This window comes from Rathayibacter sp. VKM Ac-2759 (assembly GCF_009834225.1).
GTDB lineage: Bacteria > Actinomycetota > Actinomycetes > Actinomycetales > Microbacteriaceae > Rathayibacter.
Map to the genome: position 1 here is coordinate 2,158,287 of NZ_CP047176.1, position 19,572 is coordinate 2,177,858.

The window sequence follows — 19,572 nt, forward strand, 5'->3', positions numbered from 1 at the left end:
TCCGTCAATCCTACGCCGGTGCGAGGGGGCCGGACGCCGAGGGCGAGAGCTCGTCGGGCTCCACGGCCGAGCGCGACTTCGACAGCCACGTGACGCGGTGCAGCGGCGACGGCCCGACGCGGTCGATGCCGGCCCAGTGCGCGGCGCTGCCGTAGCCCTTGTTGCTGTCCCAGGCGTAGTCGGCGAAGTCGTCGTGGTGGCGCACCATCTGGCCGTCGCGGCCGACCTTCGCGAGCACGGAGGCGGCGGACACCGACGCGCAGTCGCGGTCGGCCTTGATGCGGGTCACGATGGTGAGCTCCGACGCCCACGGCCCGAGGGCGGGGCTCAGCCAGTCGTGCTTGCCGTCGAGCAGCACCACGGCCTTCGAGAGGTCCACGCCCTGGTCGACCAGGCGCTCGATGCCCCGGGAGGCGGCGCGCGCGAGTCCGGCGATGATGCCGGTCTCGTCGATCTCGTCGGCGGAGGACTCGCCGATCGCCCAGCCGGACACCCACTTCACGACTCCCGGCAGCAGTGCCTCGCGCCGCGCGGGGGCGAGGAGCTTGGAGTCGCGCAGCCCCTCCGGGAAGCGGCCGCAACGGGAGCCGATCGAGACGACTCCGACCGAGACGGGGCCGGCGATCGCGCCGCGGCCGACCTCGTCGCAGCCGATGACGCTCTCGTAGCCCTGGCGGAACAGCCGGCGCTCGAGCGTGAGGGTGGGGTCGGCGACGACCACCTAGCCCTCGCTGCTCTCGGTCTCGTCGGAGCTCTCCTCGGACGCCTCGTTCTCGACGCCCTGGAACACCGAGGGGTAGTCGTCGAGCCAGGCCCACTGCTCGATCGGCCAGGTCACGAGGATCGCGCGGCCGACGACGTTGTCGATCGGCACGAAGCCGCCTCCGGGCTTGTCGGTGTTGTAGCGGGAGTCGGCCGAGTTGTAGCGGTTGTCTCCCATCACCCACAGCGAGCCCTCGGGCACGACGACGTCGAAGGGCGTCGCCGAGACGGCCTGGACGCCGTCGGGCAGCTTCACGTAGGGCTCGTCGATCGGGTTGCCGTTGATCTCGATCTGGCCGAGCGGCGTGCAGCAGGTGACGTGATCGCCGGGCAGCCCGATGACCCGCTTGATCAGGTGGTCGTTGCTGTCGGGCGCCGTCAGGCCGACGATCGCGAGAGCGGAGTCGACGGCCGCCTGGAACGCGGGCACCTGTGGCTCGACGGTGGGCGACAGCCATCCGCCGGGATCGCGGAAGACGACCACGTCGCCGCGGGAGATCGGGACGACTCCGGGCACGAGCTCGTTGACGAGGATGCGGTCGTTCTCGATCAGCGTCTGCTCCATCGAGGACGACGGGATGTAGAACGAGCGGATCAGGAACGTCTTGACGAGGAACGACACCAGCACCGCGACGAGGAAGATGATCAGCACGTCGCGGAGGAAGAGCAGGAACCCGCGGCGGCGGCGAGGGCGGCGCGACTCCCCCGGCTCGGCGCTGTGACGGGCGTGCTCGCCATCGCCGGGGAGGCGGACCGGGGTCGTGCTGTCTGTCATCGCTGGCGTGGCCCCTACTGCGCTGTCGTGCATCGAGCTCGTGTGCGCGGTGCTTGATCGGCACCGCGCGTCGTCGTCACGGTGCGTCCCGGCGAGCGGCCGGTCGTCGTGCGTCGCGGGGCCGAGATCCCGGACGGGAACGGCCCCTGGACAAGGTCGAACCCCGGCCCATTCTAGACGGGCCGGGGTTCGGGAGATCCTGTGCGGAGACCGCTTAGGAGCGCTTCTCCTTGATCTTCGCCTTCTTGCCGCGGAGGTTGCGGAGGTAGTACAGCTTCGCGCGACGCACGTCACCGCGGGTGACGACCTCGATGTGGTCGATCACCGGGGAGTGCACCGGGAAGGTGCGCTCGACGCCGACCTGGAAGCTGACCTTGCGGACCGTGAAGGTCTCGCGGACGCCCTCGTTGGAGCGGCCGATGACGACGCCCTGGAAGACCTGGATGCGCGAGCGCGAGCCCTCGACGATGTTGACGTGGACCTTGACGGTGTCGCCGGCGCGGAAGTCGGGGATGTCGGTCCGGAGTGACGCCGCATCGACGGAATCGAGGATGTGCATGGTGTATCGCTCTCCGTGCCCGCCACAGGTCGAACACCGTTTCGTTGAATGGGAGTCGGTGCGTGCCTCGCGTCGTCGCGGCTCCCCTGTGGCAGAGCCTGCGCCAGGCACAAGCGCTTATTCTGTCACGCCGCGCGAGCCCGCGTCAAAGCGGGCCGAGCCTGCTCAGAGGACGATCGTCTGCCCGTCCTGCGGACGCTCCGGATCGAAGCCGTCGCGGGCGATCGGAGCCTGCGCTCCCGTCTGCACCGAGCTCGCCTCCGCGAACGCGAGGAGGGTCGCGCGGGCGTCGGTGGCGAAGCGCCACGTGGAGTGCCAGAAGGCGACCAGGCCGAGCAGCACCGAGAGCAGGCCGATCGCCCAGGCGCCGGGAGGGAAGAAGCCGAAGGCGAAGAGGGAGGCGTGCCAGGCGCCCAGCGCGGCGACATCGCCCCACGCGGGGGTCCGCGTCGGCCGCACAGTCACCCGGAATGACACGATCCCGGCCACGACGGCGAGGCAGACCGCCAGAATGGGGAGGGCGATGACGAGACCGAGGACGGTCCACCCGCTCGATCCCCCGAAGAGTCCGTACCCGAGGAGGATCCACAGGGGCAGGACGATCGCGGCCGGATACTGCCAGGAACCGAAGGCCCGTCGCGTGCGCATGCACCGACCGTATACACCAGCGCTGAACAACGCCTCAGCGACTCCCGAGAGGATCAGGATGATCGAGCTACGCACCCCCGCCGAGATCGAGGAGATGCGCCCCGCCGGCCGTTTCGTCGCCGAGGTCCTCCAGGCGACGGCCGCCGCCGCCGGAGTGGGTGTGAACCTCCTCGAGCTCGACCGCCTCGCGCACGACATGATCCGCTCGGCCGGCGCCGAGTCGTGCTACATCGACTACCACCCGTCGTTCGGCGCGAGCCCGTTCGGCAAGGTGATCTGCACCTCGGTGAACGACGCCGTGCTGCACGGCCTGCCGTTCGACTACCGGCTGCGCGACGGCGACCTGCTCACCCTCGACTTCGCGGCGTCCGTGGACGGCTGGGTCGCCGACTCCGCCATCAGCGTCGTCGTCGGGACCCCGCGCGCGGAGGACCTCGCCCTCATCGACACGACGACCCGCGCGCTCGACGCGGGGATCGCCGCGGCCCGTCCCGGCGGGAAGATCGGCGACATCTCGGCCGCGATCGCGGCGGTCGCGCGGGCCGAGGGCCTCTCGATCAACACCGACTTCGGCGGCCACGGCGTCGGACGCACCATGCACGGCGACCCGCACATCGCGAACGACGGCCGCGCCGGCCGCGGCTACCCGCTCCGCCCCGGACTCGTCGTCGCGATCGAGCCGTGGTTCCTGCAGACGACCGACAAGATCTTCACGGACAAGGACGGCTGGACGCTGCGCAGCCGCGACGGGTCGCGCGGGGCGCACATGGAGCACACGATCGCGATCACCGAGACGGGCGTCGAGGTGCTGACGGCGCGCAGCTGAGTCTCCTCGGCTCGGAGAACACGGTTCGGCTCGCAGAACGCGGTTCGGCTCGCAGAACACGGTTCGGCTCTAAGGAATCCGCGGATCCTGCGAGCCGAACGTGTTTCTGCGAGCCCGAGGTGAAGGGTCTCGGACCTTCGGCTCGCGGAATGTCGTTCGGCTCGCCAGAAACGTCTGATTCCGCGAGCCGAACCGGTTCTGACGAGCCGGACGTCGAGGGCGTCCCGGTTCGGCTCGCAGGATGCGGTCCGGCTCGCTGGATCGCGTTCGGCTCGCAGGATGCGGTTCGGCTCGCTGGATCGCGTTCGGCTCGCAGGATGCGGTTCGGCTCGCTGGATCGGGTTCGGCTCGCTGGAATCGCCGGATTCTGCGAGCCGGAGGCGTTTCTGCGAGCCGAACGTCTCGGAGTACTGGACAGCAGCACTATCGGATAGTCATACTCTCCACATGCGCATCTCCGAGCTCAGCGACGTCAGCGGCATCAGCGTGGCGACGATCAAGTACTACATCCGGGAGGGGATCCTCGCGCCGGGGGTCTCCTCCGGCCCCCAACGGGCCGACTACGGCGACGAGCACCTGGCTCGGCTGCGACTGCTCCGTGCGCTGATCGAGAGCGGCGGAGTCGGCATCGCCGGAGCCAAGCGCATCACCACCGTCCTCGACCGCGGGGATCCGCCCTCGGTCGCGTTCGAGGTCGCGCAGGACGTCGTCTCGGCCGGCGCCGACTCCGCGACGCCCGCATCGCCGGCCTCGGTCGAGCGGATCCGGTCCCTCGTCGGCGATTCCGTCTGCGAGCACCCCGCGGTCGTCACGGCGGCCCGCGCGCTCGACGCCCTCGAGCTCACCAGCGGCGCCATGACCCCGGCGTGGCTCGAGAGCTACGCGGAGGCGGCTCGGATCGTCGCGCGCGCCGATCTGGACGAGCTGGAGGCGCGCACGAGCGTCAGCGAGCAGGCGTCGATCGCCGCGGTCGGGACGGCGATGGGCGATGTCGTGCTGCAGTCGCTGCGGCGGATCGCCCAGGCGCACGAGACGCAGACCCGCTTCGGCGCGGGAGCGGCCCGATGAGCGCGACGATCACGGGAACCGCGACGACGCGCGACTCCGCCCGCCCCGCTCCGCACCGGCCGCTCCTCGTCCTGGCGGTCGCCATGGCGGTCGGCGCCGCCCTCTGCGTCGTGGCCCTGATCCTCGATCCGCGCGAGCTCGGCGGTCAGCCGCTCTGGGCGAAGCCGCTCAAGTTCTGCCTGTCGATCGCGGTGTACTCGGTGACCCTCGCGTGGCTGATCGGGCTCCTCCCCCGCCGCCGGCGCCTCGCCTCGGCGCTCGGGAGCATCGCGGTGGCCGGTCTCGCGATCGAGATGGTGATCATCGCCGGTGCCGCGGCCGTCGGCGTCACCAGCCACTTCAACGTCTCCACACCGCTGCACTCGGTGCTGTGGGGAGCGATGGCCGTCTCGATCGTGGTCGTCTGGCTCGTGACGCTGGTGCTGGCCGCTCTGCTCGCGCGGGTGCGGCTCGCCGATCCGGCCCTCACCCTGGCCGTGCGCGGAGGGCTCGTCATCGGCCTCATCGGGATGGCGCTCGCCTTCCTGATGACCGGGCCCACGGCGTCCCAGCTCTCGGACTACCAGGGCATCGTCGGAGCGCACGCGGTCGGCGTCGACGACGGCGGGGCGGGGCTGCCCCTCCTCGGCTGGAGCACGACCGGCGGCGATCTGCGGATCCCGCACTTCGTCGGCATGCACGCGCTGCAGGGTCTGCCGCTGCTGGCGATCGCGCTGGAGAGCCTCGCGCCCCGGGTGCGGGTGCTGCGGGACGCGGCGAAGCGCCTCCGCCTGGTCGCGCTGGCGTCGATCGCCTGGGCGGCCGTTGTCGCCCTGACCTGCTGGCAGGCGCTGCGCGGTCAGTCGATCGTCGCTCCGGATGCGCTCACGCTCGTCGTGGGCGGGGTCGTCGCGACGCTGCTCGTCGCGAGCACGGTCGTGGTCCTGGCGCGCCGACAGGAGGCGTCGCGATGAGCGCGCTGGGCCGCGGCTGGACACCGCTCGCCCTCGTCTACCTCGCGCTCGCGATCGCGGGCCTCGTCGGGACCTGGACGTGGAACCTCCGCGCCGTGCTCGAGAGCGCCGACTTCCTCGGCGATCTCTCCGGAGGAGGCCCCGCGGTGTCCTCGATCACCACCGACCTGCTCGTCGTCGCCATCGCGGCCGTGGCGTTCATGGTCGTCGAGGGCCGCCGGGTCGGGATGCGGCGGGTCTGGATCCTGGTGCTGCTCGCACCGCTGGTCGCCCTCGCGTTCGCGTTCCCGCTGTTCCTCGCACTGAGGGAGCGGCACCTCGCGCTGCGGAGTGACCGGGACGGCCGGCCGGACGCCTAGGGCAGCAGCTCGGGCCGCACGCGGCGCGTGCGCTCGACGCTCTGCTCGTGGCGCCAGGCGGCGATCGCTCCGTGATTGCCGCTGAGCAGCACCGGAGGGACGTCGAGGCCGCGCCACGAGGCGGGCTTGGTGTAGCTGGGGTACTCGAGCAGGCCGTCGGAGTGGCTCTCCTCGACCAGGCTCGCCGGATTGCCGACGACGCCGGGCACGAGTCGCCCGATCGCCTCGATCATCGCCATCACGGCGACCTCGCCGCCGTTGAGCACGTAGTCGCCGAGGCTGATCAGGCGCACGCGCGCGCGGGACGCGGTGTGGTCGACGACCCGCTGGTCGATGCCCTCGTAGCGACCGCAGCCGAAGACGAGCGACGACTCCTCGGCGAGCTCCCGGGCGGTGGCCTGGGTGAACAGCTCGCCGGCGGGCGACGGGAAGACGACGACGGGATCCGCCTCGGGATCGACGAGGGAGTCGAGCGCCTCGCCCCACGGCTCCGGCCGCATCACCATCCCGGCGCCGCCGCCGTAGGGCGTGTCGTCGACGGTGCGGTGCCGATCGTGGGTGAAGGAGCGCAGATCGTGCACGCCGAGCTCGATCAGCCCGCTCTGGCGCGCACGCCCGAGCAGGCTGATGTCGAGCACTCCGAAGAACTCGGGGAAGATCGTGACGATGTCGATCTTCACGACCGGGGCTCCTCCTGGGCGGAGGCGTCCGGCGCGGACTCGGCGGGAGCGTCGGTCGCGGGAGCGTCGGTCGCGGCCTCTGCGGGAGCGTCGGTCGCAGGCGCGTCCTCGGCGGGCTCGTCCTCGACCGGCTCCTGCGCGGTGAGCGCCGGATCGGTGAGATCGACGCCCGAGAGGTCGACCTCGGCGGGCTCCTCCTCCGGCGCCTCCTCGAAGAGGCCGATCGGAGGGGTCACCGTGACGACACCCGCGACGGGGTCGATCGACGGGACGATCGCGTTGACGAACGGCACCATCACCTCGCCCGCGGGCGTGCCGACGATCAGCAGGTCCTGCGCCGGGAAGTGGTCGACACGGCGGACCGTGCCCACCTCGACTCCGTCGCGCACGACCTTGAGGCCGACGAGCTGGTAGTCGTACCAGCTGTCGTCGTCGCCCGGCTCGGTCTGCAGGTCCTCGTCGATCCAGAGGATCGCCTTGAGGAGCGTCTCGGCCGCGCTGCGGTCCTCGATGCCCTTGAAGAAGGCGACGGCGTGGCTGTTGTACCAGCGCAGCTCGACGAGCTCGAGCTTCTTGCCGTGCCACTCGGAGGTGCGGGGCACCTGCAACGTGAAGGAGGCACCGGGCGTGAAGCGCTTGTCGGGCTCATCGGTGTAGAGCTCGAGCTTGATCGCGCCCTTGAGTCCGTGGGCCTTGGTCAATCGGGCGACGCGGAGCTGCGTCGTGCCCGTCTCGGGGATCGACACCTCTACTTGTCGGTGTCGACGACGTCGACGCGCACACGGCGACCGTCGGCGAGGGCGGCGACCAGGGTGCGGACGGCCTTGGCGGTGCGGCCGGAACGTCCGATCACGCGGCCGAGGTCCTCGGGGTGCACACGCACCTCGAGGACCTCGCCGCGCGGGGAGCTCGCAGCCACGACACGGACCTCATCGGGGTTCTCGACGATCCCCTTGACGAGGTGTTCGACGGCGGGAGCGAGCATCGACTACGCCTCGGTGGAGGTCTCGTCGGCAGCGGCCTCGGGCGCAGCAGCCTTGGCCGGAGCCTCGGACTTCGGCTTGAGGACGGGCTTCTTCTTGGCGTCGACGACGTAGGGAGCCTTGGGCTCCTTGACCTTGACGGTGCTGACGGCGTCGGCGTCGCCCTTGAAGCGGCCCCAGTCGCCGGTCAGCTTGAGGATGGCGGCGACCTGCTCGGTCGGCTGCGCGCCGACTCCGAGCCAGTACTGCGCACGCTCCGAGTCGACCTGGATGAACGAGGGCTCCTCGGTCGGGTGGTACTTGCCGATCTCCTCGATCACGCGGCCGTCGCGCTTGGTGCGCGAGTCGGCGACGACGATGCGGTAGTAGGGCGCCCGGATCTTGCCGAGGCGCTTCAGACGAATCTTGACAGCCACAATTCTCCTGTGTGGTCGTTGACCATGAGTGGTCGAGATGGATGAACTGAGCCGTGAGCGTGGGGGCACACCCGGCCGGAAGCTCGAGGGGGTTTCGTCGGCGGTGAGTAGAGGGTCGACCGCCTCGGACCCGACGGATCATTCTGCCAGAAAAACGCCCGGCGCGCGGGCCCGACACCCGCGCGACTCCCGGGGAGTCCCGCCGCGAGCCCCTGAGCGCACCCGGATGCGCGTCGGAGGCGGCGGTCGGCCACCGGATGCGAGGATGTGCAGGCGCGTCCCGACCCTGGGGACGCCGGATCGACGAGGACGCCGTCATGGAGATCAGCTTCGCCACATCCGCCCGCTCGACCCTCGGGATCGAGTGGGAGGTCGCCATCGTCGACCGGGAGACCGGCGACCTCGCCAACGTCGCCGACGTCGTGCTCGAGGCGCTCCGAGGGGAGGACGGCGAGCCGCACCCGCAGATCACCGGCGAGCTGCTGCGCAACACGGTCGAGCTGGTCTCGGGAGTGCACCGCACGGTCCGCGACGGGGTCGCCGACCTGCAGGACCAGCTGCGCCAGGTGCGCGAGATCACCGATCCGATGGGACTCGACCTCGTCTGCTCGGGCACGCACCCCTTCGCCCAGTGGTACGACCAGACCGTCACCGACAAGGAGCGCTACCACCGCTTGATCGACCGCACCCAGTGGTGGGGCCGGAACATGATGATCTGGGGCATCCACGTGCACGTCGGCATCGAGGACCGCGACAAGGTGCTGCCGATCCTGAACTCCCTGCTCGACTACTACCCGCACCTGCAGGCGCTCTCGGCGTCGAGCCCGTTCTGGGGCGGGGTCGACACGGGCTACGCGTCGAACCGCGCGCTGATGTTCCAGCAGCTCCCGACCGCCGGCCTGCCGCCGCAGTTCGGTGCGTGGGCGAACTACGAGGAGTACGTCGACGACATGATGCGCACCGGCGTCATCGACGACCACACCGAGGTGCGCTGGGACATCCGCCCGTCGCCGCAGTGGGGGACGCTCGAGATGCGGGCCTGCGACGGACTGTCGTCGGCGGAGGAGATCGGCGCGGTCGCCGCGCTCATCCAGTGCCTCGTCGAGCACCTGTCCTCCCGCCTCGACGCGGGCGAGGACCTGCCGACGATGCAGCCCTGGTACGTGCGCGAGAACAAATGGCGCGCGGCGCGCTACGGGCTCGACGCCGAGATCATCCTCGACGCGGCCGGCGCCGAGCGGCTCGTCACCGACGACATCCGCGATCTGCTGCAGACCCTCGCACCGGTCGCCGAGCGGCTCGACTGCGTGAAGGAGCTCGCCGACGTCGAGCTGATCCTCGTCGCCGGAGCCAGCTACCAGCGGCAGCTGCGGACGGCCGCCGCGCACGACGGCGACCTCACCGCCGTCGTCCGGGCACTGGCGGGCGAGCTGCGCGACGGACTCCGGGACCCTCGGGCGTGAGGCGCGCTGCCGCGGCGACCGCACTGCTCGGGGTGCTCGTGCTCGCGGGCTGCTCGACGGCGGCTCCGGAGGCGGAGACCGGCGCGACCGCGACCGCCCGAGCGACCGCGACGACCGCGTCCGCCCCGCCCGCCGACGACTCCGCTCCCCTCTCCCTGGGCGCGGAGATCCCGGTCGGCGCGCGCGTCACCGTCGTCGGCGACAGCATCGTGCGCGGCTACGGACTAGCACCCGAGGCGGCCTGGCCGATGCTCGCCGGCGACGCCTTCGGCTGGAGCGTCACGAACCTCGGCTGCGACGGCGGGGGCTTCCTGCAGCCCGGGGCCTGCGGCGAGCCGATCGGCGACCGGGGCGACGAGATCGCCGGGACCGACCCGGACGTCGTGGTGATCGTCGCGAGCAGCAACGACCTGGGGTCGCCGAGCGACGAGGTCGCCGAGGCGATCCCTCCGGCGGTCACGGCGATCACGGAGGCGGTGCCGTCGGCGCGGCTCATCGCCCTCGACGCGGTCTGGGGGCCGGACCCGCGCCCCGCCGACCTCGACGCCTACGACGCCGCGCTCGTCGCGTCCGTCACCGCCGCGGGAGGCGTCGCGCTCGAGTACCCCGACCCGCTGCGCGAAGACGGCCTCCTCGCGCCCGACGGCGTGCACCCCACCCAGGCGGGGCAGCTCGCACTCGCCGAGGCGTTCGCGCTCGCCGTCGAGAAGGCCGGGCTCGCGCAGACGGCGCCCACCGATCTGAGGGCGACGGACGCGCCCGGCTGACCGCGCCGGCCGGGAGGGTGTCGCACCGTCGACCCCGCTCCCGGCGGACGACGCGCGTCAGGCGTTCTTGCCGTCGCGCCAGGAGAGCAGGTCGCGGACCGGCTCCAGGTCGATGTCCGGGCCGGTGATGCCGAGCGTGAACAGGCGGGCGCCGAGCTCGAACTGCTCATCGAGCACGCCGAAGGAGGCGTCGCCGACTCCGCCGCGCACGCTCGCGCCGGTCGAGATCTCGATGGCGGACATCTCGCGGTCGACCTTCCCGCACCACTCCGAGAGCACCCCGAGCTTGCGCTCGAGGGTGGGGACGTCCGAGAAGCTGTGCCAGATGTCGGCGTGCTCGGCGACGATGCGCAGCGTCTTCTTCTCGCCGCCTCCGCCGATCATCACCGGGATGTCGCGGGTGGGAGCGGGGTTGAGCTTCTCCCAGCGGCTCCGGATGCGCGGCATGGCCTCCGACAGCTCGTCGAGGCGCGAGCCGGCCGTGCCGAACTCGTAGCCGTACTCCTGGTAGTCGCGCTCGAACCATCCGGAGCCGATGCCGAAGATCAGGCGGCCCTCGGCGCCCTTCGCGCTGATGTGGTCGACGGTGCGCGCCATGTCGGCGAGCAGATCGGGGTTGCGGTAGCTGTTGCAGGTGACGAGCGGACCGAACTCGATGCGGCTGGTCTGCTCGGCCCAGGCCGCGAGCATGCTCCAGCCCTCGAAGTGCAGGCCGTCGGGCTCACCCGACAGCGGGAAGAAGTGGTCCCAGTTGAAGGCGATGTCGACGCCGAGGTCCTCGATCTCGGCGAGCGTGTCGCGGATGACCTCGTAGGGGACGTGCTGAGGGGCGATCTGGACGCCGATGCGGACGGGGCGCGAGGGTGCGGTTGTCATGCCTTCACGCTAGACCTCGACCGTGACGGGGAGGGGACCGCACGTGCTCACGAGGGCGGATCTCCGTCGAAGAGACCGGCCGCACACCTGCTGGTCGAGTAGCCCCGCAGGGGCGTATCGAGACCGACCGACGTCAGCAGATCGAGCTTCTGATCCGGCCTTCTGAAGCTGGTGGATCTCGATACGCCCGCTGCGCGGACTACTCGATCAGCAGAGAACGCCGCGCACGGGGCGGTGTCTCCTGGGAGACCCGGAGAGCCGTCAGAGCTGGAGGGGTGCTACTCGCCGGCGGGGTCGGGGGCCGTCGTCGGGGCCTCGTCGGTGGTCGAGCGGGCGAGCTTCACCGTGGTCGCACCGGCGTCGTCGAAGAGGCGGAGGCGTCCGCCGTCGATCGAGGCCATCGCCGACTCGGTGAAGATCGCGGGCAGCGCGACTCCGTCGCAGGCGATCTGCGTGCTCATGCCGGCCTCGACCGTGAGGGCGCCCTCGGCGTCGATCGACCACTCCCCCTGGGCGCCGTTGCAGCCGTCCGACCCGGTCCAGGTGCCGTCGCCGGCGATCAGGAGGAAGGGCACCTCCGGCGAGTCGTAGGCGACACCGGTCACCCAGCGGCCGACCAGGTCCTCGGGCGCGGGGGCCGACATGGCGTCGACTCCGGAGCCCTCGGCGCAGCCGGCCAGGCCGAGCGCGAGCGCGAGCACCGCGGACGCACTGAGCGCGCGGCGGATCATCGGCCGAGGAGCTTCTGCAGCTGCTCCAGCTCCGCGGGGGTGGGCTGCGCCGCACCCTTGCCACCGCCGAGCCCGAAGCCCGAGCCGCCGGCGTCGGTCGGACGGGGCCCCGCGGCCAGCGCCGCGTTCTCGGCCGCGCGCTTGGCCGGGTTACCCGACTTCGAGCCGGCCTTCTTCTTCTGCGGCTTCGGCTTGCCTCCGTAGCCGGCGCCGGGCACCGGGCCCATGCCGGGGACGTTGGGCACGCCGCCCTTGGCGACGGTCTTCATCATCTTCGCGGCCTGCTCGAAGCGGACCACGAGCTGGTTGACGTCGGTGACGGTCATGCCCGAGCCGCGCGCGATGCGCAGGCGACGGGAGCCGTTGAGCAGCTTGGGATTGACGCGCTCGGCCTTCGTCATCGACTGGATGATCGCCTCGGTGCGCACGATCTCGCGCTCGTCGAACTGGTCGAGCTGCTCGCGCATGCCCTTCGCGCCCGGGAGCATTCCGATCATCTTCTTGATCGAGCCCATGTTGCGCAGCTGCTGCATCTGGCTGAGGAAGTCGTCGAGCGTGAACGAGTCGCTCATGATCTTCTCGGCGACCTTGCGCGCCTCGTCCTCGTCGAACGCGGACTGCGCCTGCTCGATGAGGGTCAGCACGTCGCCGAGGTCGAGGATGCGGCTCGCCATGCGGTCGGGGTGGAACTGCTCGAAGTCGTCGAGCGACTCGCCCGTCGAGGCGAAGAGGATCGGGCGGCCGGTGAGGGAGGCGACCGACAGTGCCGCGCCTCCGCGGGCGTCGCCGTCGAGCTTCGACAGCACGACGCCGGTGAAGTCGACGCCCTCCTGGAACGCCTTCGCGGTCGCGACGGCGTCCTGGCCGATCATCGCGTCGATGACGAACAGCACCTCGTCGGGGTTCGTGACACGGCGGATGTCGGACGCCTGCTTCATCATGTCGGCGTCGACGCCGAGACGGCCGGCGGTGTCGATGATGACGGTGTCGTACTGCTTGTCGGTGGCGTAGCGGATCGCCTCCTGGGCGACCTTGACCGGGTTCCCGACTCCGTTGCCGGGCTGCGGGGCGAAGACCGCGACTCCGGCCTGCTCGCCGACGACCTGCAGCTGCTGCACCGCGTTGGGGCGCTGGAGGTCGGCCGCGACGAGGAGCGGGGTGTGGCCGTCCTTGCCGAGGTACTTGCCGAGCTTGCCCGCGAGGGTCGTCTTTCCCGCGCCCTGGAGGCCGGCGAGCATGATGACGGTCGGCGGGCGCTTGGCGAACTCGAGGCGGCGCGACCGGCCGCCGAGGATCGCGACGAGCTCCTCGTTGACGATCTGCACGACCTGCTGCGCCGGGTTGAGCGCCTTGTTGACCTCGTCGCCGAGGGCGCGCTCGCGCACCTTGCCGGTGAACTCCTTGACGACCTCGAGCGCGACGTCGGCGTCGAGCAGGGCGCGCCGGATCTCGCGGACAGTGCCGTCGACGTCGGAGGCCGAGAGCTTGCCCTTGGTGCGGAGGTTCTTGAACGTCTCGACGAGTCGATCGGAGAGGGTGCCGAAAGTAGCCATGATGCCCGGAATTCTACCGGAGGCCGAGCGGGGGTCGGTCGGCACACCTCGCCTCCCGATTAACTGGACCGAGTGCAAGAACGCGCATAGGGTGGCGGCGTGATCGAGACACTGGTGGCGGGCGACTCCGCCGACCCTCTGGACTACCGCGACGGCTGGGAGCTGCAGCGCCGCCTCCACGCCGAGATCGTCGCCGGTGCGCGGCCGAGCACCCTGGTGCTGTGCGAGCACGCCTCCGTCTACACGGCGGGCAAGCGCACGGAGGCGCACGAGCTGCCGAGCGACGGCTCCCCGGTCGTCGACGTCGACCGCGGCGGGCGCATCACCTGGCACGGGCCGGGACAGCTCGTCGGCTACCCGATCGTGCGGCTGCGCGAGCCGGTCGACGTGGTCGCCTACGTCCGCTCGCTCGAGGGCGTCCTGATCCAGGTGCTCCGCGACCTGGGCGTCGAGGGCGTGCGGGTCGACGGCCGATCGGGGGTCTGGATCCCGCGTCCGACGGGAGCCGACAAGATCGCGGCCGTCGGGATCCGCGTCGCGAGCGGAGTGACGATGCACGGCTTCGCGCTGAACGTCGCGAACAGCCTCGAGCCCTACGCCCGCATCGTCGCGTGCGGCATCGCCGACGCCGGCGTGACGACGATCGAGCGCGAGCTCGGCAGCGCGCCGTCGATGGCCGCGGTGCGCGCGCGCGTGAGGGCGAGGTTCTCGGAGGCGGCTCCCGCCTTCACTGCGCAGCCCGGCGCCTCCGAGGGGGTCGCCGCGTGAGCGCCGACACCGGGGGCCGCAAGCTGCTGCGCCTCGAGGTCCGCAACGCCGAGACGCCGATCGAGCGCAAGCCCCCGTGGATCCGCACGAAGGCCACGATGGGGCCGGAGTACCAGCAGCTGCAGTCGCTCGTGAAGAGCGAGGAGCTGCACACGGTCTGCCAGGAGGCGGGCTGCCCCAACATCTTCGAGTGCTGGGAGGACCGCGAGGCGACGTTCCTCATCGGCGGCGCGCAGTGCACGCGGCGCTGCGACTTCTGCCAGATCGACACCGGGAAGCCCGCCGACTACGACGCCGACGAGCCGCGGCGGGTCGGCGAGTCGGTGGCGCGGATGAACCTCCGCTACGCCACCGTCACCGGGGTCGCCCGCGACGACCTGCCGGACGAGGGCTCGTGGCTCTACGCCGAGACGATCCGGCAGATCCACGCGCAGTCGCCCGGGACGGGTGTCGAGATCCTGGTGCCGGACTTCACCGGGTGCGCCGAGCACCTGGGCCGGGTGTTCGATGCGGAGCCGGAGGTGTTCGCCCACAACGTCGAGACGGTTCCGCGGATCTTCAAGCGGATCCGGCCCGCCTTCCGCTACGAGCGCTCGCTCGACGTGCTGACCCAGGGGCGCGAGGCCGGGCTGATCACGAAGTCGAACCTCATCCTCGGCATGGGCGAGGAGCGCGAGGAGATCTCGCAGGCGCTGCAGGACCTGCACGACGCGGGCACCGACATCGTCACGATCACCCAGTACCTGCGGCCGACGCCGCGGCACCTGCCGGTGGACCGCTGGGTGCACCCGGAGGAGTTCGTCGCGATCAAGGAGGAGGCGGAGGACATCGGGTTCCTCGGCGTCCTCTCGGGGCCGCTCGTGCGCTCCTCCTACCGCGCGGGCCGGCTCTGGGCCCGCTCGATGGAGTCGAAGGGCCGTCCGGTGCCGGAGCACCTGCAGCACCTGGCCGACGCGGCGCTCGGCTTCGCGCAGGCGGTCTGACGCGCTCCGCGAGATGCCGCTCCGGTACGCCTGCTGCGGCGTGTCGCGTACTCACGTGGCATCTCGCGGGACGACCGGCAGAACGAGGTTCTCGCGCGAATCCTGACCCCGTGTCCACGGTCACGGAGCGAGCGCGCGTGCTGCGCGCAGCAGTGGACGCCCGCCGTGATGTGGTGACGGCCGTCCTCACTCGCTACGGCGCGAGCAATCCGAGACGCGAGCCGGTGTCCATCACCGCCCACCGCGACATGGTCGCCCTGTGAGCAGGTCGCCGGACGAGCGCTTCTCCGACATCCTCGCGGCGATCGAGCGCTGCCTCGAGTGCCGGGCGCATCTCGACGCCGAGGACGTCCCTCTCGCGGCATGGCACTCGATGCCGTACTCCGCGATCCGGCGGTGATCGGAGAGGCGGTACGCATGCTCCCCGACGCAGAGCTCACGTCCTTCGCCGACGTTCCCTGGGCGTCGATCGCCGGGCTCCGGAACGTCATCGTGCACGAGTACTTCCGGATCCAGCCCGCACTGATCGTCGAGATCCTCGACGACGAGCTCGCTCCCCTGGCCGGCGCCCTGCGCGACCGCCTCTCCTGACCGGAGCCGGCAGCTCCGGCGGCGAGCCGGCCGCTCCGAGCGACCTGCGTCAGCCGACGAGCTGCTGCGCGAAGACGTGGGGGGTGAAGCCGGTGAGGTCGCCGATCTTCTCGCCCTGGCCGACGAGCTTGATCGGGATGCCGGTCCGCTCCTGCACGGCGAGGACGAAGCCGCCCTTGGCCGAGCCGTCGAGCTTGGTGATGACGAGACCGGTGACGCCCGCGTGCTCGATGAACGCCTCGGCCTGGCTCAGGCCGTTCTGACCGGTGGTCGCGTCGAGCACGAGCAGGATCTCGGAGATGGGCGCCTGCTTCTCGATGACGCGCTTGATCTTGGTCAGCTCGTCCATCAGGCCGCCCTTGGTGTGCAGGCGGCCGGCGGTGTCGATGATGACCATCTCGATGCCGTTGTCCTTCGCGAACTGCACGGTCTGGAACGCGACGGACGCCGGGTCCTGCCGCTCCTGCTGCGGGCGCACGATCTGCGCGTCGGCGCGCTGCGCCCAGGTGGCCAACTGGTCGACGGCGGCGGCGCGGAACGTGTCGGCGGCACCGACGACGACGCTGCGGTCGAAGTTGCGGAGGAACTTGGCGAACTTGCCGATGGTCGTGGTCTTGCCGACTCCGTTGACCCCGACGACGAGGATCACGGCGGGGCGCTCGCTGAGCTTGAGGGTCGTGTCGTACTTCGACAGCCGCTCCTCGAGCGACTCGCGGAGCATGCGCTGCAGATCGCGCGGGTCGGTCGTGCTGTAGCGCTCGACCTTGGCGCGGAGGTCGGCGACCATCTCCTCGGTGATGTCCGGACCGAAGTCGGCGGTGATCAGAGCGGTCTCGAGGTCGTCCCACGTCTGGTCGTCGATCGTGCGCTTCTCGAACAGGCCGCGCAGTGCGCGACCGAGCGACCAGGAGGTGCGTTCAGCCATGGGTCCAGGCTACCGGGGCGCGCGGGCGAGGCGGTCTGGGGCGGGACGGTGCGATCGGCAGGTGGTGGCGGCGCTGTCGCGGGATCCGCGCGGATGATCGCGCTCTCCCGCTTCGATCTCCTGCACATCGCACGAACGCCTGCGCACGGCACCTGCGCCGTCAGACCGCCGGTGCCTCCACGCGCTGACCCACCACGGCCGACACTCCGTTCTGCCGCATCGACACGCCGTGGAGGGCGTCCGCGATCTCCATCGTGCGCTTCTGGCGGTGCGGTCGATGGTCCCCCGGATCTGCACGCGATCGCGGGCATCTGCGATGAGCCGAGCGAGCGACGACGAGCCGGAGGGTGTCCGAGGCGGGCACCCGCCCCTCCCCTACGCCGCGCTCACTGACACTTCCACGACCGCCCACGACAGCGCGGGCAGCGCCAGTGTCACGACCGAACCGTCGACCGCCACTCCCGCGAGCGGCACGAGCCCGACGGCGTCCTGCGCATCGAGCGTGTTCGCCGTGTGGCGCGTGCCGCCCGACGGCACCTCCAGCACTTCGGCGCGCAGCACCCGGCCGCCCGTGAAGCCGCGCAGCGAGATCGAGACGGCCGATGCGTCGTCGAGTCCGCGGTTGGCGAGGAAGAACGCCACGACGCCACGGTCGGCGTCGTAGGTCGCGGAAACGTCGACCTGGTCGGCGTCGCCGAACGTTCCCGCGTCGACCTTGTCGGAGGTCACCGCCGTGCGCAGGATCTGCCCCTGCGCGAGCGCCGCCATACGGGCGAACGGCCAGAAGATCGTCTGCTTCCACGCCGGCCCGTTCTCCTCCGAGCGGATCGGCGCGATGACGTTGACGAGCTGCGCCTGGTTGGCGATCGAGACACGATCGCCGTGACGCAGCAGCGAATTGAGCAGGGTGCCGACGACGACGGCGTCGGTCACGCTGTACGTGTCCTCGATGAGGCGGGGATGCTCGCGCCACGACTGCGAGACAGCGCTCGGCTGGTCGTCGGTGTCGAGCCCCGACTGGTACCAGACGTTCCACTCATCGAACGAGAGGTTGATGTACTTCTTCGCCTTGCGCTTGGCCCGCACGGCATCGCAGGTCGCGACGACCGACTCGATGAAGTAGTCCATGTCGACGGAGGAGGCGAGGAACGACGCCGCATCACCGTCGTGCTCCTGGTAGTAGGCGTGCATCGACATGTAGTCGACCTCGTCATAGGCGTGCGAGAGGACGGTGTGCTCCCACGAGCCGAAGGTCTCCATCCCCGAGTTGGACGATCCGACGGCCACGAGCTCGATGGACGGATCGACGAAACGCATGGCCTTGCCGGCCTCCTGAGCGAGCCGACCGTACTCGTCGGCTGTCTTGTGGCCGATCTGCCACGGGCCGTCGAGCTCGTTGCCGAGGCACCAGAGCTTGATGTCGAACGGATCCGCGGCGCCGTTGGCGATGCGGCGATCCGACAGGGCGGTGCCGCCGGGGTGGTTGGCGTACTCGACGAGCTCGCGTGCGGCGTCGACGCCGCGGGTACCGAGGTTGATGGCCTCCATGATCTCGACGCCGGCCTCTCTCGACCAGTCGACGAACTCGTGGAGACCGAAGGCGTTGCTCTCCACCGTGTGCCAGGCGCCGTCGAGGCGGCGGGGGCGCTCGGATGCGGGGCCGACCCCGTCCTCCCAGTTGTACCCGGAGACGAAGTTGCCACCCGGGTAGCGGACGACGGTGGCGCCGAGCTCCTTGACGAGGGCGAGGACGTCACGGCGGAAGCCGCGCTCGTCGGCCTGCTCGTGGCCGGGCTCGTAGATGCCGGTGTAGACGCAGCGTCCCATGTGCTCGACGAACGAGCCGAACAGGCGACGCGGCACCGGCCCGATCGTGAAGTCGCGGTCGATGACGATGTGTGCCGTGGGCATGGAGTTCCTAACGTAGGTGTGACAGAAGGGTGCGCACCCGCCTGGAGGCGAGGCGAGGAGGTCAGCCCTTGAGGCCCGAACCGGTGACGCCTTCGACGATCTGACGCTGGAACGCCAGGTACATGATGATCAGCGGGAGTGCCGCCAGCAGGGCGCCGGCCTGGATGTCGGCGAAGCGCTGGCCGAACGAACCCTGCACGGTGGCGAGGCCGACCGGGATGGTCATCAGGTTCGGGTTCGAGAGCACGAACAGCGGCAGCAGAAGGTTGTTCCACACCCCGACGAACGTGAGGATCACGACGGCCGCGATCACGGGGCGCGAGAGCGGCATGATGACCGACCAGTAGATCTTCCACAGGCCGGCGCCGTCGATGCGGGCGGCCTCCTCGAGTTCCTTCGGGATCCCGTCGAAGAACTGCTTGAAGATGAACACCGCGATCGCCGCGGGAACCTGCGGGAAGATCACCGACCAGTAGGTGTTGAGCAGGTTGAGGGCGCCGAGCTCCTGGAAGATCGGGATGATCAGCACCTGGCCGGGGATCATGATCCCGAACAGGATGAGCAGCAGCACGACGTTCGAGCCGCGGAACGTCAATCGCGACAGCGCGAAGGCGGCCATCGAGGCGAAGAGGACGGTCAGCACGGCCGTGACGACCGAGGTGATGCCCGAGGCGAGGTACCAGTTCCAGATGTCGCCGGCTCGGAAGAGCGTGGCGTACGAGTAGAGGGTGGGGTTGAGGTCCTTCATGATCTCCGGGGCACCGAGCGCAGCCACCCCGTTCGCGGTCAGCGACGTCTTGAGCGCGAACAGGCTGGGGATGAGCCAGATGATCGCGAAGACGATGAGCACGGTGGCCGAGACGATGCTGAAGGTCCGGTTGCCCGCGCCCACGCGGGCTGCGGTCGGCCTGGCCATGGGAGCGGCACCGGAGATCGGCGACTTCGTGGCGCGAGGAGCGTCGGTGATGGCCATGA

Annotated in this window: 25 protein-coding genes; 11 read left to right on the forward strand and 14 right to left on the reverse strand. The window is 70.6% G+C overall.

Annotated elements, in window-relative coordinates; translation table 11 throughout:
* Window positions 1-10 precede the first annotated feature (10 nt).
* The 4 genes from GSU68_RS09935 to GSU68_RS09950 all read right to left on the reverse strand — a co-directional run bounded on the left by GSU68_RS09935 (window position 11) and on the right by GSU68_RS09950 (window position 2,744).
* On the reverse strand, window positions 11-721 hold the full coding sequence (locus GSU68_RS09935; protein WP_159907850.1) for a ribonuclease HII: 711 nt from the start codon (window positions 719-721) through the stop codon (window positions 11-13).
* Entirely contained in the window at window positions 722-1,537 is an 816-nt protein-coding gene (lepB, locus tag GSU68_RS09940; protein WP_159907852.1) for a signal peptidase I, read from the reverse strand.
* A gap of 214 nt (window positions 1,538-1,751) precedes the next feature.
* The gene (gene rplS / locus GSU68_RS09945; RefSeq protein WP_085475685.1) at window positions 1,752-2,096 is read right to left on the reverse strand and encodes a 50S ribosomal protein L19; all 345 of its coding nucleotides are present in this window, start codon (window positions 2,094-2,096) and stop codon (window positions 1,752-1,754) included.
* 165 nt (window positions 2,097-2,261) lie between these two features.
* Window positions 2,262-2,744 carry a hypothetical protein gene (locus GSU68_RS09950; RefSeq protein ID WP_159907855.1) on the reverse strand — a complete coding sequence of 161 codons (483 nt, stop codon included), beginning with the start codon at window positions 2,742-2,744 and terminating at the stop codon, window positions 2,262-2,264.
* Window positions 2,745-2,802: 58 nt separating this feature from the next.
* On the opposite strand from GSU68_RS09950, the gene map reads away from it, so the two are divergent.
* The 4 genes from map (at window position 2,803) to GSU68_RS09970 (ending at window position 5,950) form a co-directional block, all read left to right on the forward strand.
* The gene (gene map, locus GSU68_RS09955; protein ID WP_159907858.1) at window positions 2,803-3,570 is read left to right on the forward strand and encodes a type I methionyl aminopeptidase; all 768 of its coding nucleotides are present in this window, start codon (window positions 2,803-2,805) and stop codon (window positions 3,568-3,570) included.
* A 447-nt stretch (window positions 3,571-4,017) separates the two neighbouring features.
* Window positions 4,018-4,638, forward strand: a complete 621-nt coding sequence (locus GSU68_RS09960; protein WP_159907861.1) for a MerR family transcriptional regulator — start codon at window positions 4,018-4,020, stop codon at window positions 4,636-4,638.
* Entirely contained in the window at window positions 4,635-5,591 is a 957-nt protein-coding gene (locus GSU68_RS09965) for a hypothetical protein (protein ID WP_159907864.1), read from the forward strand. The genes GSU68_RS09960 and GSU68_RS09965 overlap by 4 nt, the downstream gene beginning before the upstream one ends.
* Entirely contained in the window at window positions 5,588-5,950 is a 363-nt protein-coding gene (locus tag GSU68_RS09970; RefSeq protein ID WP_159907866.1) for a DUF2834 domain-containing protein, read from the forward strand. The genes GSU68_RS09965 and GSU68_RS09970 overlap by 4 nt, the downstream gene beginning before the upstream one ends.
* Here the strand turns inward: GSU68_RS09970 and trmD are convergent.
* Genes trmD through rpsP form a run of 4 tightly spaced genes read right to left on the reverse strand, consistent with a single transcriptional unit; the run spans window position 5,947 to window position 8,029 of the window.
* Window positions 5,947-6,630, reverse strand: coding sequence for a tRNA (guanosine(37)-N1)-methyltransferase TrmD (gene trmD / locus GSU68_RS09975; protein ID WP_159907869.1), 684 nt, complete (start codon window positions 6,628-6,630; stop codon window positions 5,947-5,949). The two genes, GSU68_RS09970 and trmD, sit on opposite strands and share 4 nt — an antisense overlap.
* A complete protein-coding gene (rimM, locus tag GSU68_RS09980) occupies window positions 6,627-7,376 on the reverse strand; it encodes a ribosome maturation factor RimM (protein WP_159907872.1) in 750 nt (249 codons plus the stop codon). Before rimM ends, trmD begins: the two co-directional genes overlap by 4 nt.
* A gap of 2 nt (window positions 7,377-7,378) precedes the next feature.
* Window positions 7,379-7,615, reverse strand: coding sequence for an RNA-binding protein (locus GSU68_RS09985; protein ID WP_056044115.1), 237 nt, complete (start codon window positions 7,613-7,615; stop codon window positions 7,379-7,381).
* Between the two features lie 3 nt (window positions 7,616-7,618).
* The gene (gene rpsP, locus GSU68_RS09990) at window positions 7,619-8,029 is read right to left on the reverse strand and encodes a 30S ribosomal protein S16 (protein WP_159907875.1); all 411 of its coding nucleotides are present in this window, start codon (window positions 8,027-8,029) and stop codon (window positions 7,619-7,621) included.
* A 317-nt stretch (window positions 8,030-8,346) separates the two neighbouring features.
* Between rpsP and GSU68_RS09995 the strand changes: the two genes are divergently transcribed.
* Window positions 8,347-9,492 (forward strand): glutamate--cysteine ligase, encoded by a 1,146-nt coding sequence (locus GSU68_RS09995; protein WP_159907877.1) that lies wholly within the window; start codon window positions 8,347-8,349, stop codon window positions 9,490-9,492.
* The gene (locus GSU68_RS10000) at window positions 9,489-10,259 is read left to right on the forward strand and encodes an SGNH/GDSL hydrolase family protein (protein WP_159907879.1); all 771 of its coding nucleotides are present in this window, start codon (window positions 9,489-9,491) and stop codon (window positions 10,257-10,259) included. Before GSU68_RS09995 ends, GSU68_RS10000 begins: the two co-directional genes overlap by 4 nt.
* 57 nt (window positions 10,260-10,316) lie before the next feature.
* Here the strand turns inward: GSU68_RS10000 and GSU68_RS10005 are convergent, their stop codons facing one another.
* The 3 genes from GSU68_RS10005 to ffh form a co-directional block, all read right to left on the reverse strand.
* The gene (locus tag GSU68_RS10005) at window positions 10,317-11,135 is read right to left on the reverse strand and encodes an LLM class F420-dependent oxidoreductase (RefSeq protein WP_159907881.1); all 819 of its coding nucleotides are present in this window, start codon (window positions 11,133-11,135) and stop codon (window positions 10,317-10,319) included.
* Window positions 11,136-11,413: 278 nt separating this feature from the next.
* Window positions 11,414-11,866: an META domain-containing protein gene (locus GSU68_RS10010; protein WP_159907884.1), complete on the reverse strand. Its 453-nt coding sequence runs from the start codon at window positions 11,864-11,866 to the stop codon at window positions 11,414-11,416.
* Window positions 11,863-13,419 carry a signal recognition particle protein gene (gene ffh, locus GSU68_RS10015; protein ID WP_159907887.1) on the reverse strand — a complete coding sequence of 519 codons (1,557 nt, stop codon included), beginning with the start codon at window positions 13,417-13,419 and terminating at the stop codon, window positions 11,863-11,865. Before ffh ends, GSU68_RS10010 begins: the two co-directional genes overlap by 4 nt.
* Before the next feature lie 99 nt (window positions 13,420-13,518).
* Here ffh and lipB point away from each other — a divergent pair, with 99 nt between their 5' ends.
* The 5 genes from lipB (at window position 13,519) to GSU68_RS10040 (ending at window position 15,761) form a co-directional block, all read left to right on the forward strand.
* Window positions 13,519-14,187, forward strand: a complete 669-nt coding sequence (gene lipB, locus GSU68_RS10020) for a lipoyl(octanoyl) transferase LipB (RefSeq protein ID WP_159907889.1) — start codon at window positions 13,519-13,521, stop codon at window positions 14,185-14,187.
* Window positions 14,184-15,170 carry a lipoyl synthase gene (lipA, locus tag GSU68_RS10025; RefSeq protein ID WP_208544551.1) on the forward strand — a complete coding sequence of 329 codons (987 nt, stop codon included), beginning with the start codon at window positions 14,184-14,186 and terminating at the stop codon, window positions 15,168-15,170. Before lipB ends, lipA begins: the two co-directional genes overlap by 4 nt.
* Window positions 15,171-15,280: 110 nt before the next feature.
* Window positions 15,281-15,433, forward strand: coding sequence for a hypothetical protein (locus GSU68_RS10030; RefSeq protein ID WP_159907891.1), 153 nt, complete (start codon window positions 15,281-15,283; stop codon window positions 15,431-15,433).
* Window positions 15,430-15,570, forward strand: a complete 141-nt coding sequence (locus tag GSU68_RS10035) for a hypothetical protein (RefSeq protein ID WP_159907894.1) — start codon at window positions 15,430-15,432, stop codon at window positions 15,568-15,570. Before GSU68_RS10030 ends, GSU68_RS10035 begins: the two co-directional genes overlap by 4 nt.
* Window positions 15,571-15,587: 17 nt before the next feature.
* Complete coding sequence (locus GSU68_RS10040) at window positions 15,588-15,761, forward strand: HepT-like ribonuclease domain-containing protein (RefSeq protein WP_244259233.1); 174 nt, start codon at window positions 15,588-15,590, stop codon at window positions 15,759-15,761.
* A gap of 49 nt (window positions 15,762-15,810) precedes the next feature.
* Here the strand turns inward: GSU68_RS10040 and ftsY are convergent, their stop codons facing one another.
* From ftsY to GSU68_RS10060, 3 genes are all read right to left on the reverse strand, one after another.
* Window positions 15,811-16,686: a signal recognition particle-docking protein FtsY gene (gene ftsY, locus GSU68_RS10045; RefSeq protein WP_159853985.1), complete on the reverse strand. Its 876-nt coding sequence runs from the start codon at window positions 16,684-16,686 to the stop codon at window positions 15,811-15,813.
* A 375-nt stretch (window positions 16,687-17,061) separates the two neighbouring features.
* Complete coding sequence (locus tag GSU68_RS10055) at window positions 17,062-18,597, reverse strand: alpha-N-arabinofuranosidase (protein WP_159907903.1); 1,536 nt, start codon at window positions 18,595-18,597, stop codon at window positions 17,062-17,064.
* 61 nt (window positions 18,598-18,658) lie between these two features.
* Window positions 18,659-19,570: a carbohydrate ABC transporter permease gene (locus tag GSU68_RS10060; protein ID WP_159907906.1), complete on the reverse strand. Its 912-nt coding sequence runs from the start codon at window positions 19,568-19,570 to the stop codon at window positions 18,659-18,661.
* Between the last annotated feature and the right edge of the window lie 2 nt (window positions 19,571-19,572).

Coding starts and splice junctions, on each gene's coding strand:
- GSU68_RS09950 (WP_159907855.1), bottom strand. CDS start 2,744: ATGCGCACGCGACGGGCCTTCGGTTCCTGGCAGTATCCGGCCGCGATC.
- GSU68_RS10040 (WP_244259233.1), top strand. CDS start 15,588: ATGCTCCCCGACGCAGAGCTCACGTCCTTCGCCGACGTTCCCTGGGCG.
- GSU68_RS09965 (WP_159907864.1), top strand. CDS start 4,635: ATGAGCGCGACGATCACGGGAACCGCGACGACGCGCGACTCCGCCCGC.
- rplS (WP_085475685.1), bottom strand. CDS start 2,096: ATGCACATCCTCGATTCCGTCGATGCGGCGTCACTCCGGACCGACATC.
- ffh (WP_159907887.1), bottom strand. CDS start 13,419: ATGGCTACTTTCGGCACCCTCTCCGATCGACTCGTCGAGACGTTCAAG.
- GSU68_RS10055 (WP_159907903.1), bottom strand. CDS start 18,597: ATGCCCACGGCACACATCGTCATCGACCGCGACTTCACGATCGGGCCG.
- GSU68_RS10060 (WP_159907906.1), bottom strand. CDS start 19,570: ATGGCCATCACCGACGCTCCTCGCGCCACGAAGTCGCCGATCTCCGGT.
- GSU68_RS09995 (WP_159907877.1), top strand. CDS start 8,347: ATGGAGATCAGCTTCGCCACATCCGCCCGCTCGACCCTCGGGATCGAG.
- lepB (WP_159907852.1), bottom strand. CDS start 1,537: ATGACAGACAGCACGACCCCGGTCCGCCTCCCCGGCGATGGCGAGCAC.
- GSU68_RS09970 (WP_159907866.1), top strand. CDS start 5,588: ATGAGCGCGCTGGGCCGCGGCTGGACACCGCTCGCCCTCGTCTACCTC.
- map (WP_159907858.1), top strand. CDS start 2,803: ATGATCGAGCTACGCACCCCCGCCGAGATCGAGGAGATGCGCCCCGCC.
- GSU68_RS10010 (WP_159907884.1), bottom strand. CDS start 11,866: ATGATCCGCCGCGCGCTCAGTGCGTCCGCGGTGCTCGCGCTCGCGCTC.
- GSU68_RS09960 (WP_159907861.1), top strand. CDS start 4,018: ATGCGCATCTCCGAGCTCAGCGACGTCAGCGGCATCAGCGTGGCGACG.
- GSU68_RS09985 (WP_056044115.1), bottom strand. CDS start 7,615: ATGCTCGCTCCCGCCGTCGAACACCTCGTCAAGGGGATCGTCGAGAAC.
- ftsY (WP_159853985.1), bottom strand. CDS start 16,686: ATGGCTGAACGCACCTCCTGGTCGCTCGGTCGCGCACTGCGCGGCCTG.
- GSU68_RS10005 (WP_159907881.1), bottom strand. CDS start 11,135: ATGACAACCGCACCCTCGCGCCCCGTCCGCATCGGCGTCCAGATCGCC.